The 13,508-nt window shown below is 61.4% G+C and carries 11 protein-coding genes, 1 tRNA gene and 2 pseudogenes; 9 read left to right on the forward strand and 5 right to left on the reverse strand.

Features of this window, described 5'->3' with window-relative positions:
- Window positions 1–179: 179 nt before the first annotated feature.
- Both ABIB95_RS23855 and ABIB95_RS23860 read right to left on the reverse strand, forming a co-directional pair.
- Window positions 180–644, reverse strand: a pseudogene (locus ABIB95_RS23855) (nitrilase-related carbon-nitrogen hydrolase); the annotation flags it as partial.
- A 678-nt stretch (window positions 645–1,322) separates the two neighbouring features.
- The gene (locus ABIB95_RS23860; protein ID WP_354121858.1) at window positions 1,323–1,763 is read right to left on the reverse strand and encodes a hypothetical protein; all 441 of its coding nucleotides are present in this window, start codon (window positions 1,761–1,763) and stop codon (window positions 1,323–1,325) included.
- Between the two features lie 139 nt (window positions 1,764–1,902).
- Here ABIB95_RS23860 and ABIB95_RS23865 point away from each other — a divergent pair, with 139 nt between their 5' ends.
- From ABIB95_RS23865 to ABIB95_RS23880, 4 genes and pseudogenes are all read left to right on the forward strand, one after another.
- A complete protein-coding gene (locus ABIB95_RS23865; protein WP_354121857.1) occupies window positions 1,903–2,085 on the forward strand; it encodes a hypothetical protein in 183 nt (60 codons plus the stop codon).
- A 96-nt stretch (window positions 2,086–2,181) separates the two neighbouring features.
- Window positions 2,182–2,382: a hypothetical protein gene (locus ABIB95_RS23870; protein WP_502916682.1), complete on the forward strand. Its 201-nt coding sequence runs from the start codon at window positions 2,182–2,184 to the stop codon at window positions 2,380–2,382.
- 655 nt (window positions 2,383–3,037) lie between these two features.
- Window positions 3,038–3,491, forward strand: a pseudogene (locus ABIB95_RS23875) (thiaminase II/PqqC family protein).
- Window positions 3,470–3,556 (forward strand) — tRNA-Met (locus ABIB95_RS23880). Before ABIB95_RS23875 ends, ABIB95_RS23880 begins: the two are co-directional and overlap by 22 nt.
- Before the next feature lie 51 nt (window positions 3,557–3,607).
- On the opposite strand, the gene ABIB95_RS23885 is transcribed toward ABIB95_RS23880, so the two are convergent.
- The 3 genes from ABIB95_RS23885 to ABIB95_RS23895 all read right to left on the reverse strand — a co-directional run bounded on the left by ABIB95_RS23885 (window position 3,608) and on the right by ABIB95_RS23895 (window position 5,054).
- Window positions 3,608–4,009 (reverse strand): hypothetical protein, encoded by a 402-nt coding sequence (locus ABIB95_RS23885; RefSeq protein WP_354242578.1) that lies wholly within the window; start codon window positions 4,007–4,009, stop codon window positions 3,608–3,610.
- 227 nt (window positions 4,010–4,236) lie between these two features.
- A complete protein-coding gene (locus tag ABIB95_RS23890; RefSeq protein ID WP_354121855.1) occupies window positions 4,237–4,428 on the reverse strand; it encodes a hypothetical protein in 192 nt (63 codons plus the stop codon).
- 449 nt (window positions 4,429–4,877) lie between these two features.
- Complete coding sequence (locus ABIB95_RS23895) at window positions 4,878–5,054, reverse strand: hypothetical protein (protein ID WP_247458543.1); 177 nt, start codon at window positions 5,052–5,054, stop codon at window positions 4,878–4,880.
- Window positions 5,055–5,268: 214 nt separating this feature from the next.
- Here ABIB95_RS23895 and ABIB95_RS23900 point away from each other — a divergent pair, with 214 nt between their 5' ends.
- From ABIB95_RS23900 to ABIB95_RS23920, 5 genes are all read left to right on the forward strand, one after another.
- Complete coding sequence (locus ABIB95_RS23900) at window positions 5,269–5,931, forward strand: response regulator (protein ID WP_354116245.1); 663 nt, start codon at window positions 5,269–5,271, stop codon at window positions 5,929–5,931.
- A gap of 57 nt (window positions 5,932–5,988) precedes the next feature.
- Window positions 5,989–7,758 (forward strand): hybrid sensor histidine kinase/response regulator, encoded by a 1,770-nt coding sequence (locus ABIB95_RS23905; RefSeq protein ID WP_247314875.1) that lies wholly within the window; start codon window positions 5,989–5,991, stop codon window positions 7,756–7,758.
- Between the two features lie 293 nt (window positions 7,759–8,051).
- Window positions 8,052–11,996, forward strand: coding sequence for an autotransporter domain-containing protein (locus tag ABIB95_RS23910; protein ID WP_354242581.1), 3,945 nt, complete (start codon window positions 8,052–8,054; stop codon window positions 11,994–11,996).
- Between the two features lie 69 nt (window positions 11,997–12,065).
- Window positions 12,066–12,239, forward strand: coding sequence for a hypothetical protein (locus tag ABIB95_RS23915; RefSeq protein WP_354116247.1), 174 nt, complete (start codon window positions 12,066–12,068; stop codon window positions 12,237–12,239).
- A gap of 91 nt (window positions 12,240–12,330) precedes the next feature.
- Window positions 12,331–13,062 (forward strand): sulfite exporter TauE/SafE family protein, encoded by a 732-nt coding sequence (locus tag ABIB95_RS23920; RefSeq protein WP_247314876.1) that lies wholly within the window; start codon window positions 12,331–12,333, stop codon window positions 13,060–13,062.
- The last annotated feature ends 446 nt before the right edge of the window (window positions 13,063–13,508 follow it).

The following is a 13,508-nucleotide window of genomic DNA, read 5'->3' on the forward strand; positions in this document are numbered from 1 at the left end:
CCTAGGCGGCAAGCACCGCCCCGAATGTCTTCTGAGAAATCTCCAGCCACCGCACCGGCGTCGCGAACGCCTCGCGCCACCGCCAAGGCTCTTGGTCACTGCGCATTTACGACGCGTCGCCGATCATCGATATCCGCGACGTCATCGACGGAAGCGATCGCCGGGTGCGGTTTGCGTTCGCGCTTGCGCTTGTCGATGGCCCAGAAATCGAGATCGGCAATAACCTCGCCTTCGCCCGATCGCAGCGGTGCGCCCATGAGTTTACGCTCTGGAGAGACGATCGCGGTGAAGCAGCCGCTGGAAATCGGCTCGATTCTGCTACCGGTGTCCTTCATAATCCGGGCTTGCTGCTCGGCATTCAGCCACGCTGTCGCACAGACAACGAAACACCCGGCCTTCAGCGCGTGTTGGCGGATATTGATGGCTATCTGCTCGGAGAAGCCGTCGCCGGCGAACGAGCCGGGATACATGGCCGAGTGGATCTGCTCGCCATCGGCCATCAGGGCATAGCGGGCCAGCGGGTTGTAGTGCTCCCAGCAGGCCAGTTGACCGATGCGCCCCACGGCGCTGTCGACACAGCGCAGCCCGGAGCCATCGCCCTGACCCCAGACCATGCGTTCATGATAGGTTGGGGAGATCTTGCGGCAGTGCTGAATGACTACCTGAATTCACGCAAGTTTCTGTCGTCGATTGTTGCCGATACCAACAGAAATACCAACAAGCAGACGTGCCGTATTAGGTGGCAAAAATAAAACAGCAGGCTCCCCGGCAGCAGGGCAGGCACCATGCCGTTCCGGTCTCCACAATGTCCCGACCGGAATCGAACCTGGCTCTGACTCGAAAATGCCGGAGGCTGGGACGATTTCGGGGGCGACTCTGTTGCCTGGACGCGAGACCGACGCCAAATGCGCTGATCGTGCGCCGCTGATCCGCGATCTGCTGGACGTCCAATGACGATGGCGTGCCAATGTCCGACAACACACCGAACGCGGCTCTGCGGACATGGGCTGCGATACTGCCCCGGCGGTGACCATTGCGCGCACGGTTTCCACTCGACCGCGTCGGCCCCGCTCAACGAGGAGGTCGCGTTCGACGGCGTTGTAGTGGAAGTCCAACTCGCCCACGACTCTGAGAGAGAAGCGCTGGTGGCGCGACGAGGTTGTGCGGCGCCGGCTTGGCAGGGGCCGACAAGAACAAGATCCGCGGATCTATAACTGTGCTGCCTATTGGGCCGGACGCATGCGTTTAATGCAGCGTTGGACTGATCGCCTCGACAGCCTGCGCGACGGTGCGCCCGCCGTCCCGCTGCGCAGATCGGCGGTCTAGCTTGCTCTCGCTTCGACCCTCGGCAGCGAAGCATGATATTCATCCACGCTGTCGAGGTCGATCATGGTCTTACCTCCCATCTTGTAGGCCCTGATCCTCTCGTGGGCGATCAGCAGCTCATAAGCCTTTGCCTTTCCGAATTTGCCATAGCGGCAACCATCCTTGAACTCGACGAGCCGGCGCCGCTTGTTGTCATGATTGTCAACCACGGTTCCTGCGTGTGCTTCGATGATTTTCCGCCACAATCGGATCAAGTCCCGCTGAGCGAGATCGGCATAGGCACTTCCATGGCGCGACCTTGGTGTCGATGCGGGGTTACCAGGAAGGCACTGCTTTTGTGGTAGCTGATGAGGTTCATGCTGACTTGTTTCGACGCCATCTGCGCGTAGCCCAATTGCCCGAATGCGTCGATCTATGTCGCCTGCGGTGCCAAACAAAGGGCTCTCTGATGCCGCGACTAACTCCTGCGCGCTGTAGCGTAGAAATGGGACAGACCGTATGCGCTGTTGGCAAGTTCGTAACACGCCGTCCCCGTGCTCACTTCGCCCCGTGTGCAAAGAAAAGACGAAAGTCGGCGTGAAGGCGCGCCAGCGCCCGGCCCGGGGCCTTTCCAAGCGTCTGGATGCCGCGCTCGTCGTGGATGAATTTGGCAGCACTGGTGGTCATACCCGCCGCCAGCAGCGCATCAATGCGTGCTTGAACCTCGGGCAGGGACCGAATCTCTCCGGCATCAAATCGCCGGCAAAACTGACATCATGAGCGAGTTCACGGACCAGCCTATAGAGTCAACTGATGGAGAGTTGCGCCTCAATGCGGCTGTGCTAGTACGCCCACTCTCGAATCGAGGAGCTAAAAGTGACGAAGAAGGCAAAGAAGACGGCTACGAAGAAGAAACCAGTGCGTCGCGAATACACAAAGGCTGACGTGAAGGAGCTGCGCGCTCATTCGAAAGCGAAGACTCCGGTTGCAAAAATTGCGAAGCTCACAAAGCGCTCCGAAGGCTCACTCCGCCAAAAGGCGCTCAAGCTTGGAATCCGGCTCGGTCACCAGCGCTAGAAGGCGGCATCATGACGCTCTTCAATAGAGTGTTCTCGACGAGAACGTTGTTGCAAATCATCTGCGTTCTTGTCGCTGTTGTCGCAATGAAGTTGTTGGGCGCTCACTATGACTTTAGCTGGGCAGCCGCAGTTGCGGTTGACTAGAAGAGCACCTTAGCAGGCTGAGCAGAAAAGAAGTACGCCTAGTGGCGAGCTATCACGCGGCGTTCAAGCGTACGAAGTAATGGCGCCTTCAGAGCCGCAGGGCGAAGGAGCCTAGTCAAAAATCTAGCGCGGGCAATTTCCCGATATATGTGCGGCAGGACTCGAACCAGCAACCACGCCGTTATGAGCGGCGGGATAATGGCCGCCGCCGTTGATTTTCCTGCGCTTTACGTGGAATTCGGCCACGTTCGTTGCGCTTCGTGCGGGTTGTTTCTGGTGCGAAACTGGTGCGGTTCGTCCGCAGTTGAAACTTGGATTTAGGGCATATGCTGTTGGTGATAACGTGAGAACGCAAGACAGTCCCGGCGACCGACGGCAAGCGAATTTCGTGCGCCATGGTGCCGGCTGATCGCGGCGGCCTGTCAAGGTCAGCCTCAACCCGGTTCGCAACGCGCTATCGGTAGCGAGCCAAAGACGTTCATGGGAAAGCAAGCCAGGCGAAAAAGATCGTGAGTTTCTTCGAGCGTCTAAAGACAGAAGCATCCGCCGAGTGGCGGGCCTACACCGAGCATCCCTTCACGAACGGGTTGGCAGACGGCTCGCTCGCCGAAGCGGCGTTTCGTTACTACCTTGCTCAGGACTACCTGTTCCTCATCGAGTTTGCTCGCGCTTACGCGCTCTCGGTCTACAAGTCGCCCAAGCTTGCCGACATGCGTGAAGCGGCGGCCGGCCTCTCGGCCATCCTTGATGTCGAGATGAATCTATCGCGTTTGGATCGCCGAGTATGCCGGCGAGCCATACCAGGAGGGCGCGGCGAAGGCGCGGGCGCACCTGGAGCGTCTCGCCGATCTCTACGCCACGCCGGCCCGCGAGGCAGAACTGATTGCGATCTTCAAGGAAGCCGCCCGACTCGAGGCAGACTTCTGGGAGATGGGCTGGCGCGCGGGCCAGCGTGTTGAATAAGAATTTAGGCTATCGTCAGGCTCATAACCTGAAGGTCATAGGTTCAGATTCTATCCCCGCAACCAAGATTGATACTGAAAACCCAGCAACCTCAATGGATTGCTGGGTTTTTGTTTTTAAGATCGAACCGTTGCCCTAGCAAAATCAATGATTTGCTTTCGTAGGTTCAAATCACCCGCAACCAGTTGCGGAATGCATAAGCGCGTCGGGCAAACAGCGACGATTGCGTATTCCTTGATGTTGGGGAGGAGGACGGATCGTTGACGCGCAATCCGATCATCCTTGTCGTCGAACAGTGTGAGGGAGGCGAGGCCGCACAGTCCCGGCCGGCCCATGGGGCGTGAATAGAAGTCTCGCGCGGCCTGCCGCGCGAGTATCCTGACCAAGGCGACAAGGCGTGGGTCGGGCTTCGATGAGGTGGGCAACGCAAGCTCGTTGGGCGCCTTGAAGCCCACACCGATTGCTTTGGGTGCTGTTTTTCCGGGTCTTTCGATTGCGTGCCCGAACACTGCGCGCATGATTGCGTCCTCCGTGGCCACCCCGCATTCATCCGAAGAGCGCGGTCGCGTGGACTGGCGTCAGCTCCGTCGGAACGTTCATCCACGGCAGTTTGACGTTCTACAGAGTCCGGTTTGCGCCAAGTGCAGCAGCCAACAAGAACGAAATGACCAATGCTCTGCCCGCAGGAGCATCGGTCACTGTAAAGGCCCGGCAAGATCCAAACCGATCCCGCCGTTGCTCAAAGTCAGATGGTCGGACTGACCTGAGCAGAACTCATCGTTGCGTACGGCCAGCCACCGCCCGACACTTTGTCCAGGGAGCTGTCGACGAGCGCATCCTTGTCAGGCGCCGTCGAGATCTGGGATGCATTGTTCTGAGCCGTGTCCTTGAGAGCTTCGGCTTCACCTTTTGAATTCGTATCCTGCGTGTCGGTCATCTCAATCTCCAAATTCATCAATGCAAGTGTTGTATTCGACGTTGTAGCTGCTCGCTAACCCCCTGGGCCGTTGACCGAGTAGGAGGCTCGCGCTGCTGAACTGAACGGCCAAGAGCCGCCTGACACATCGTCCAGGGAGCTATCGCTCAGCCCATCTGCCGTCGTCGAGATCTGGGATGCGTTGTTCTGAGCGGCGTCCTTGCTGCTCCCGAGAGGCTCCGCCGTCGCCGTTGAATTCGCATCCTGCCCATTGGTCATCTTCAATCTCCACTTTGATCTATGTTGATCAGTCAAACCCGACGTCGGAACCCTGCGCTCGGTGAATTTCGGGGATATGGCGGTCCGAAGGGACCGCGGTCTCTGAGCTGTGTGCTCAAAAACCAATCATGTCCGCTTCCCAGGAATGGAGCGAAGCGGACATGCCAAACCAGGCCATCATGCCCGGAACGTCACCATGCCCCGTGGGTGGGAGGCACGCGACCGCCGGACACATCGTCCAGCGAGCTGTCGTTGAGTGCATCCTTTTCAGACGTCGAGATCTGGGGTGCCTTGTTCTGAGCGGCATCCTTGAGGCTTTCGGTCGATTCGGCCGGCGCTTTCGAATTTGTGTCCTGCCTATTGGTCATATTCAATCTCCACTTTCATCAAAGCTGATCGGTTAAACCCGACGCGGCAATCTTAAGGTGAGCAACCGCAGCGAGATTACCGAAGCGACCACGTGCAAAAAATACGGCAGGTGGCGTATTTCGCATTAAAGTGATCTGGCAAATAGATTTGTGGATCCAGATCCTGGCTTGGCGTTGATTGAGATCTTAAGGCCGTTATGGGCGGGTGCGATACATGGGTGGACTGGTGAGGACGATCATTGCTGACGATCACGCCGTCGTTCGGGAAGGCCTGAAGCAGCTTCTGTCGACCGTGGACGGGCTTGCAGTCAGTGGAGAGGCGGCGGACGGTGAAGCCGTTCACCGGTTGCTGAACGAAAGCTCCGCCGATCTTCTCATACTCGATCTCGGCATGCCCGGTGTGAGCGGATTTCAGTTCATCGCCAACCTGAAAGCCGAATGGCCGGAGCTGCGCGTTCTGGTCCTCACCGCCAATGTTGAACCACGTTCCGTCCGGGCCGCTTTCTCCGCAGGCGCGAATGGCTATTTGACCAAGAGCGGCGATCCTTCCGAACTCATCTCTGCCATCGATGCCATCAAAAGAGGCAATGCCTATGTGGCGGAGGAGGTTCGCTTTGCGGTGGACCAGCATGACGGCCCGAATGAAACCCCGGAGCCCACGGCTGCGATAATGTCTCCGGTCGCGCTGACAAGGCGCGAGCGGCAAATCCTGGGGATGATCCCTCACGGCGCAACCAACCGCGACATCGCCAGCCGTCTCGGCATCAGCCCGCTGACCGCCCGGAAACATCGCGAGAATCTCATGCGGAAGCTCGATCTGCACAGCGGCGCCGAATTGACTGCCTACGCGGTTCGTCTCGGCCTTCCAGCGGGCTAGCGCAACGGCAACTCGCAAACGAAGCCGCCGCATCTGCCGGCGCGCGGAGAGGTTTCGATGCAAGAAGACAAGATACGCGCGGCGCTCGTCGAGCTTTTGTATCGCAATTCCTATGGGGTGGTGGTCGCCAACATCCTCATCTCCCTGGCGGCGGCGTACGTCCTGAGGAGCACGGTATCGGCGAGCTGGTTGATCGGATGGCTCAGTGCAGTGTATCTGCTCACCGCCACACGCGTCCTGGCCGCGCGCCGGTTCTTCAGCCGAGATCGAGAGCCTGGGTCCGTGTTGCGATGGGCCTGGCTTGCGGCTGCGTTTTCCTGCGTGTCAGGCCTGCTGTGGGGAATGCTCGGCTGGGTTGGGTTCCTTCCCCAGGAGCCTGTTCTTTTTTCATTCACCGTCATTGTCTTGACCGGTCTGATCTGCGGCACGGTGCCGTCGCTCTCGGCGTTTCCGCCTGCTCTCGTCGGCTCGATCATCGCTACGGTGCTGCCGATCACGGTGCGCTCGATCACCAATGGAGGTGACATCTCCGGCGCATATCTCTCTTTGCTTGCCGGGCTTGTGACCATCAATTTCTATTACTGCCGCACAACGTACCGCATGCTGCGCGAGTCCATCAGGTTGCGCCTGGAAAATGTCGAGCTCGTCGGTCACCTTGAGGAAGAACGCGACCGCGCACAAGCCGCTGATCGTGCCAAAACGCGTTTCCTTGCGGCCGCCAGTCATGACCTGCGCCAGCCGATCCATGCCTTGAGTCTGCTGATCGCCACGCTCGCGGCGCTGGGTCACCGCGGCGCTGTCCAATCCGGCGATGCACGCGATCTGGCCGGCAAGGCAAAATCCATTGTCGGCAACCTCAGCGCCCTTCTGAATGGGTTGCTCGACATCTCCCGGCTTGATGCCGGCGTCGTCACTGTTGCGAGGGAGACGGTGAATCTGTCCCAACTGTTCGACCATCTCAGCAACGAATTCGCTTCAGTGGCGAAGGATCGCGGCCTTGATTGGCGCGTTGTTGAAAGCAGTCTGAAGGTGGACAGCGATCCCATGATGCTGAAGCGGGTCCTGGGCAATCTGCTGTCGAACGCCTTTCGATACACGGGATCCGGCGGCGTTCTGCTCGGCTGCCGCAGGCGCGGCGCTGCGGTGGAAATCCAGATATGGGATACCGGACCCGGCATCCCCGCAGATCAGCAAGCAATGGTCTTCGAGGAGTTCGTGCAATTGCAGAACCCGGCGAGGGATCGCACGCTAGGCCTTGGCCTCGGCCTCGCCATCGTTCGCCGCACCGCCTTGCTGCTTCAACATCCCCTGAAGCTCGTCTCCGTCACCGGGCGCGGTTCGATGTTTTCGGTGACGGTTCCGCAAGCCAGTGCGGTGGCAACTCCTTTGCCCGATAACAAGGCATCGCCCGCAGGCATCGCCGTCAGCATCATGGTTGTGGAAGACGAAGGGGATGTCCTCGATACCATGGTGCAGTTGCTCACGCTCCAGGGGCATCGCGTGTATGGCGGCCGATCTGCCGCCGAGGTGCAACAGATTCATGCAGCGGCGATGGTGGCCGGCGATGCGCCGGTCGATCTGATCATCGCCGACTATCGCCTCGGAGACGGTGCTACGGGGCTGGATGCGATCGAGGCTCTCTGCGCCCATCTCGGCCGCGCGGTCCCCGCCGTCATCGTGACCGGAGATACCTCGCCGTCGCGCATCCGGGAAGCCACCGCCGGCGGTCATCGCATTCTGCACAAGCCGGTCACCGGCGAGGAATTGCACGAAGCGATCGTTGCCGCCTGCGTCGGCGGCAAGGAATCGATCGATAGTGGTCGCTAGAAGGATGTGTGACTGCCCCGAGCTTGGCGATCGTCCCGCCACGGCTGCGATTGTGTCTCGGCGCTGATCTCCACGCCACCATCTGCTGGGCGGGCCCTTCGACATTGGCCTGCCTGCCGGCGACGAAATACGACATCTGCCGTATCGCTCGTGAATCGACCCGGCGATATCTTTCGCCCCGACTGGACGCGCTTGGACAGCAGCCGGTTGGTCAGCTTGACCGGCGCGGCCTCCGATTGGCGCGCTCACATCTCTGTTTGGAAGCGCAGTTGGGTCTGCGGGCTGGAAAAGAATTGCCAACAAGAACCACTTCCGACCCGAAAGTGCGCCGGCGCGGCTTGCTCGCAAGCACCGCACTTGTCGGCGCGATCGTCTCCACCTCCCTCGTTGTTGGCGTCGTCTCCACCTTCGCCGCGGGTGGCGATGGCGGCGGCAATGCCGGATCGGGTGGCGCAGACAGCACGACGACCGCGGGTGGCAACGGTGCACCGGGGGTGGCGGCGGGACAGGGCGGTGGCGGCGGCGGCGCCGGCAGGGGGCCCGGACTTTTCGGCGCCGGCACTGGTGGCGGCGTTGGCGGAACAGGCGACAATGGCGCCGCGGGTGGCGCCGCGGGCAGCGATACGACAGCGGGCAGCGATGGCAGCGCCGGCGTGGCGGCCGGCGATGGCGGCGGCGGTGGCGGTGGCGGCGGCGCAGGGAATGCGCTCGTCACCGGAAGCGGCAGTACGATTGGTAATTTTACTGCGAGCGCGGGTGGCAAGGGCGGCGACGGAAACGGCTCTGGCGGCGGCGGCGGAGGAGGCGCCGGCGGTGCTGTCTTCATTATATCCGGCTCGGGCTCGATAAGTGTCTCTGCCTTCTCTCAGAGCCTGGGAGGCGCGGGTGGCGCGGGTGGCGCAAGTGCGGCGGGGCTGGGCGGTTCGGGCGGCTCTGGCGGTGCAGGCTTTATCCTGTCGACCAGCACCGTGGCGCTGGCCGCGGCTTCCCTTGTCGGCGGCGGCGCAGGTGGCGCGGGCGGTGTTGGCGGCACGGGGACAGGCGCTGGAGGCGCCGGTGGAGCCGGCATTTGGGCCGGTTCCACAACCATCAACAATTTCGGTGGCACGATTACCGGCGGCAATGGCGGTGCGGGCTCGACCAACGGTGCCGGTGGCGCAGGCATCATCGGCTCCGACCTGACGATCACCAACACCGGAACCATCGCGGGCGGACTTGCCGGCGACAGCGTGACGCGGGCCAACGCCATCACCTTCACCGGCGGCACCAATACGCTGGAGCTGCGGGCGGGATCGACCATCACCGGCAATGCGGTGGCGTTCAGCAGTGCCGACACGTTGCGGCTCGGCGGCAGCACGAATGCGACGTTTGACGTGTCTACGATGGGCGCGGCAGCACAGTATCGCGGCTTCGGCATTTTCGCGAAAGCCGGCACCAGCACCTGGACGCTGACCGGCACGAGCGCCTTTAGCGGCACGACCCTCGTCAGTGCCGGGACGCTGCTGGCCGGCAATGCCGGCGCGTTCAGCGCCACCAGCGCGATGACGATCAATGGCGGCATCGTCGATCTCGGCGGGACTGCGCAGACCATCAACAATGTGGCGCTGGCGGGCGGCGTGTTGAGCAACGGCGCGTTGACCGGCGCGGTGACCTCGACCGGCGGCACGCTGAGCCACGTCGGCGGCAGCATGAGCCTGACGGCGAACGGGGGTGTCACCAATATCATCACCCTCAACACGTATACCGGCGCGACCACGGTGAACAACGGCGCAACCTTGCTTGGCGCCAGCCCCGATGCGTTCAGCGCCGCCAGCGTGACGACGATCAACACCGGCGGCACGGTTGATCTCGGCGGTCTTGCGCAGACCATCAACAATGTGGCGCTGGCAGGCGGCCGACTAAGCAACGGCTCCTTGACCGGCGCGGTGATCTCGATCGACGGCGATCTGGTCGATGTCGGCGGCGGCATGAGCCTGACGACGAACAGCGGCACCACCACCCTTGGCGGCACCAACACCTATACCGGCGCCACCACGGTCAACAACGGCGCGACCCTGACGGGCTCCGGTATCAACGCCTTCAGCGCCGTCAGTACGACGACGATCGCCATCGGCGGCGTCGTCAACCTCAACGGCTTTTTGCAGACGATCAATACGGTGGTGCTGGCGGGCGGCCGGCTGGGCAACGGCGCGCTGACCGGCGCGGTAACCTCGACCGGTGGCACCATCGCCAGCGTTGGGGGCAGCATGAACCTGACCGCGAATGGCGGCACCACCATCTTCCTGGTCGGCAACGCCTATACCGGGGCCACCACGGTCAACGACGGTGCCACCCTGTTCAGCGTTGTCGACAATGCGTTCAGCACCGCCAGCACGATGACGATCAACACCGGCGGCACCGTCAATCTCGGCGGCACCGCGCAGACGATCAACGCGGTGGAGCTGGCGGGTGGAACGCTCAAGAGTGGCTTGTTGAACGGCGCGGTGACCTCGACCGGAGGCACGCTCGACGGCCTCCGCGGCGGCATGAGCCTGACGACGAATGGCGGCACCACCACCGTCACCGGCCCCAATGCCTATACCGGTCCCACCACCGTGAATAGCGGCTTGTTGTCGGTCAACGGGTCGATCGTCAGCGACGTGACCGTCAATGCCGGCGGAACGCTCGGCGGCAACGGCACTGTCGGCAACACCACCATTAACGGCGGCGCGTTGGCGCCGGGCAATTCGATCGGCTTGCTCACCGTGCAAGGCAACCTCGTCTTCACCGCGGCTGCGAGCTACATGGTGGAGGTTTCGCCCGTCAGCGCCGACCGCACCAACGTCACGGGTGCGGCGACGCTTGGCGGCGCGACGGTGAACGCGAGCTTTGCGCCGGGCACTTACGTCGCCAAGCAATACACGATCCTCAATGCGGCAGGCGGCGTGAACGGCACATTTTCGTCGCTGGTCAACACCGATCTGCCGTCGGGCTTTACTTCAAGCCTCAGCTACGATGCCCATAACGTGTATCTCAACCTCGTGCTCGCCTTCATTCCGCCGCCGGGTACGGGGCTGAACGCCAACCAGCAGAATGTCGGCAATGCCCTCGTCAATTCTTTCAACAGCACTGGCGGCATTCCGATCGTGTTCGGGGCGCTGACGCCGGCAGGGCTGACGCAGCTTTCCGGCGAAGCCGGCACCGCGCCGCAGCAGACCACCTTCAATGCGATGAACCAGTTTATGGGCGTGATGACCGATCCGTTCGTCGCTGGACGCGGCGACGGCGTCCCGGTCGGCGGGACGGCTGTCGGTTACGCCGATCAGGGAGCCTTGGCGTATGCGCAAACCCGCAAGCCAAGTGACGCCTTGGCTGCGATCTACACCAAGGCGCCGCCGCGCGCGCCTACGTTCGAACAGCGCTGGAGCGTGTGGGCGGCGGGCTTTGGCGGGTCGCAGACCACCGACGGCAATGTGGCTCTCGGCTCGAACAACACCACAAGCAGCATCTATGGCACGGCGGTCGGCGCCGACTACCGTTTCTCGCCGGATACGCTCGTCGGTTTTGCGCTCGCCGGCGGCGGCACCAATTTCTCGGTTGCAAATAATCTCGGCGGCGGTCGCTCCGACCTGTTCCAGGCCGGTGCGTTCATTCGGCACAATATGGGTGCGGCTTATCTGACCGGTGCGCTTGCCTATGGCTGGCAGGACATCACCACGGATCGCACGGTGACAGTTGCCGGCGTTGACCGGCTGCGCGCCGAGTTCAGGGCCAATGCCTGGTCAGGCCGGCTCGAAGGCGGTTACCGCTTCGTGGCGCTAGGTTTTGGGCTCACGCCTTATGCCGCTGGACAGTTTACGACCGTCGACCTGCCAGCTTACGCCGAAGCGGCCATCGTCGGTAGCAACATCTTTGCGCTGACCTACAATTCGAAGAGCGTCACCGATAGCCGCAGCGAACTCGGCCTGCGCGCTGACAAATCCTTTGCGATGCAGGCCGGCATCTTGACGCTGCGCGGGCGCACGGCGTGGGCGCACGATTTCAACGCGGACCGTTCGATCGCGGCCACCTTCCAGACGTTGCCCGGCGCGAGCTTCGTCGTCAGCGGCGCGGCGCAAGCGTCCGACTCTGCGCTTGCCACCGGCGCCGTCGAGATGAAATGGCTGAGTGGCTGGTCGACAGCGACGACATTCGAGGGAGAGTTCTCCAACGTCACGCGCTCCTACGCCGGAAAAGTTGTCGCGCGATACCAATGGTGACCATCTGCGTATCGTTTGTGGGCATCCGGGGACCGCGCAACGGGCCGCCTACAAAAAGGAAATTTGGACATGGCAATTACCGATAGCTCCCACACCCGGCGACCATCGCCACCTCTCAAGGCGTGGACAATCGCCGTCCTGGCTGGCTTCGGCATTTTACACGTCGTCGGGGGATACGTGCTGCATCACGCGTCGAGTATTCGGCCCATCGAAATGGCAGCAACGGCGATCCACGGCGATTAGTTGGATTGGTCGTTGTCGCTCGAGTGAGTTCAGGCGACCTCATGTTGTCCTGCCATTTGACGACGATCACCATTTTTGAGGAAGCGGTACTATGTCAGACATAGCGGCCTATTTGGTACTGAGTGGGGCGGTTTTCGCGGGCGCGTTCGTGTCCGGCCTTTCCGGGTTTGCGTTCTCGGCGGTCGCCGGCGCCATCCTGCTACACGTTTTTCCGCCCATGGAAGCTGTGCCATTGATGATGGCTTGCAGCATCACCGTGCAAGCGGCCACGCTGATTGCGCTACGCAAGAGCATGCAATGGAAAACCAGCCTCGTTTTCATCGCTGGTGGACTATTAGGAATTCCGATCGCGGTCTATCTCCTGCAGAAGGTGGATACCGGGATCTTCAGACTGGGTTTTGGAACTCTCTTATCCCTTTACGCGACATATGCCTTCTTGCGGCCGACGCCTGCCTTCTCGCGTCGGATGGAGAGCCGGAGCCGGAACGTGCTGGTAGGGTTTGGTGGGGGACTGGTCGGCGGGTTGACCGCGATGCCCGGCACACTTCCTGCGATCTGGTGCGACATCCATGGTCTCCCCAAAAATCAGCAGCGCGGCCTGGTTCAGCCCTTTATATGGGTGATGCAACTGTTCGCCCTCGCTCTCATGCTTTCGCACCACAGCCTCTCGTTAAAGGTCTTGATCGACTTTGGCATTTCTCTGCCCGCCTTAGCTGCTGGAACGGCTGTGGGTATCGTCCTGTTCGGACGGATCAACGAATCAGCCTTCAAACGTATTATCCTGGGCTCGCTGCTGTTTTCGGGACTTTGCCTTGTGATCTAGCAGGGGGGCTTTGTGGAAAGGTGTGAGTGGCTTCTGGCAGGACATCTCACACTTCGCCGCCACCTGCGGCGGCGCAGGGCGTCTCGACATTAGCCTCCTGACCGACGACGAAATACGGCATTTGCCGTATCGCCCAGCGACGGAGATAAAGATATGAAGCTCGGTCATGGGGACGAATGTCGTCTCGAGCATTCGCATGAGACGCTTGGCATTGATGAAACCGGAGATGGAATATGACCGTTGCGCAAGATGCGAATAAACAAGGGGAAGCTGAGGGCCTCGCGGACGCCGCTCAGGACAGAAGTTCCCAGACGTTGTTGACGTCTGAAAAGGATGAGCTCGGCGATAAGTCCCTGGACGATGTTTCAGGCGGCAGCTCTGGGCGGCCATTCACTACCACTGGCAAGGGGGGCTAGAAGGCACCTGAGCCGACGACGGCTCGAAGA

The sequence above is a fragment of the Bradyrhizobium sp. LA2.1 genome, from assembly GCF_040547725.1.
In the GTDB taxonomy this organism is placed as follows: Bacteria; Pseudomonadota; Alphaproteobacteria; order Rhizobiales; family Xanthobacteraceae; genus Bradyrhizobium; species Bradyrhizobium barranii.